Genomic DNA, 2,501 nt, shown 5'->3' with positions numbered 1-2,501 from the left:
GAATGATTTATTATACTTTTTAAAGTATTGGATTTCTCATAATTTTGAACCGGATGTAGAAACATATTATGCCAAGATCGATGTTTTATTTAAAAACAGTATTAAAGAATTAAATATTCGATATATGGATAAATCTTAAATTGACAAATTGTGTATTGTCTAGTAGGATAAAAGCGTATAAAAAGGCAATGAAGAGGGCGAGTACCTTTTAGAAATACTTTAGAGAGCTTTTGGTTGGTGAAAAAAAGCGTAGGACTAATTGGGAATAAAGACTTGGAGCTATTTGTATTTCCTGCATTAAAGGAAGCGCTGTTTATAGACAGTGACTAAGGCTGGGCAAAGTGATTTGTCTGGTAAATTAGGGTGGTAACACGAGCACTTCGTCCCTTTGTGGCAAGTGCCTTTTTTTATGGATAAAAGAAAAAGGAGAAAACAATGGAAAAGTTAACGCAACAAGAACAAGTTCGTCGTCAAAAGATGCAAGATTTGATCGACATGGGTATTGATCCATTTGGATCTCGTTATGATCGTACTTCAAATTCGGGTATTATCAAATCATCTTATGAAGACAAGACAAAAGAAGAATTAGATGAATTACAAGTAACAGTTAAGATTGCAGGTCGTATCATGACGAAGCGTCGTCAGGGTAAAGCTGGTTTTATGAATATCCAGGATCGTGAAGGTCAAATTCAGATTTATGTTCGTAAAGATGAAATTGGTGATGATCAATATGAAATCTTCAAGAAAAATGACATTGGAGATATCGTAGGTATTGAGGGTACTGTCATGAAAACAGATCATGGACAATTGTCTGTTCGTGCTAAAAACTATACACACCTTTCAAAATCACTTCGTCCATTACCAGAAAAATTCCATGGTTTAACAGATGTTGAAGAGCGTTTCCGTCGTCGTTATGTAGACTTGATCATGAATCCAGAAGCTAAGCATATTGCACTAACAAGACCAAAAATTATTCGTGCAATCCAACACTATTTGGATGGTCAAGGTTTAGTGGAAGTTGAAACTCCAGTTATGCAACCAATCTTAGGTGGTGCAAGTGCTAGACCTTTCGTAACGCACCACAACACATTAAATATGGATTTCTATTTGCGTATCGCAACTGAATTGCCATTGAAACGTTTGATCGTTGGTGGTTTAGAAGGTGTTTATGAAATTGGTCGTTTATTCCGTAATGAAGGTATGGATGCGATGCATAACCCTGAATTTACAACAGTTGAAGCGTATGTTGCCTATAGTGATTTACACGGAATGATGGACTTGATTGAAGGATTGTTTGATTCAGTAGCTAATGAAGTATTGGGTACTACAGATATTACTTATCAAGGAACACAATTATCATTAAAAGCTCCTTTTAAACGTATTCACATGGTTGATGCGATCAAAGAAGCTTGTGGTGTAGATTTCTGGCAAGATATGAGTTATGAAGAAGCTGTTAAATTGGCTGAGGAACATGATATTGAAGTTGAAAAGATCCATAATACAGTTGGACACATCATCAACTTATTCTTCGAAAAATATGTTGAAGAAACAATTGTACAACCAACATTTGTATATGGTCATCCAACATCAATTTCTCCATTAGCTAAAAAGAATAAGAAAGATCCTAGATTTGCGGATCGTTATGAATTGTTCATTTGTGGACACGAATATGCGAACGCATTCTCTGAATTAAATGATCCAATTGATCAAAGAGAACGTTTCGAAAAACAATTAGAACTTCGTGAATTAGGTGATGATGAAGCCAACGAAGTGGATACAGATTATGTAGAAGCATTGGAATATGGTCTTCCTCCAACTGGTGGTGTAGGACTTGGAATTGATCGTTTCGTAATGTTGTTGACGGATCAAAGAACAATTCGTGAAGTATTATTATTCCCTCACATGAAGAACTTAGGGGATTCAAACAAGAAAGCTGAAGCTAAAAAACCAGTGGAAGCTGCACCTGTAAAGGTTGATTTCTCTAATGTAAAAATCGAACCAATCTTCACAGATATGGTAGATTTTGAAACATTCAGTAAGTCAGATTTCCGTGCTGTTAAAGTCCTAGCTTGTGAAGCTGTAGAAAAATCTAAGAAGCTATTAAAGTTCACTTTAGATGATGGAGAACGTAAAGATCGCGTTATTTTAAGCGGAATTCACGAATATTATGAACCAGAAGAATTGGTTGGAAAGACTGCAATTGCGATTGTAAACCTACCACCAAGAAAGATGATGGGTATCAATTCTGAAGGTATGTTGATCTCAGCTGTTCATGAAGAAGAAGGCGAAGAAAAGCTTCATCTTCTGATGGTTGATGACCACATTCCGGCAGGTGCAAAGCTTTACTAGGATAAAAAAATTAGTAATTTTTGGTTGTAAATTTACGCATTTACGCCAAACTTACGCCAAAAAATTAAGAAGAAAAAGATGGTTACACTAGTAAAGTGAAGCATTTTGTATTGAATTAAACAAAGAGCAACTCTCTGATGAAGGGGGTTGCT

At 35.7% G+C, this 2,501-nt stretch carries 1 protein-coding gene and 1 other annotated feature; the gene reads left to right on the top strand.

Annotation, left to right across the window (positions count from 1 at the left end):
• The first annotated feature begins 179 nt into the window (after window positions 1-179).
• Window positions 180-391, top strand: a binding site (T-box leader).
• 44 nt (window positions 392-435) lie between these two features.
• Window positions 436-2,349: a lysine--tRNA ligase gene (gene lysS / locus ACZQCL_RS08650; RefSeq protein WP_482482823.1), complete on the top strand. Its 1,914-nt coding sequence runs from the start codon at window positions 436-438 to the stop codon at window positions 2,347-2,349.
• The last annotated feature ends 152 nt before the right edge of the window (window positions 2,350-2,501 follow it).

Source organism: Holdemanella sp. (genome assembly GCF_056804935.1).
Note: the sequence above shows the minus strand (reverse complement) of the source record. Positions and strands in the feature narration are given on the sequence as shown.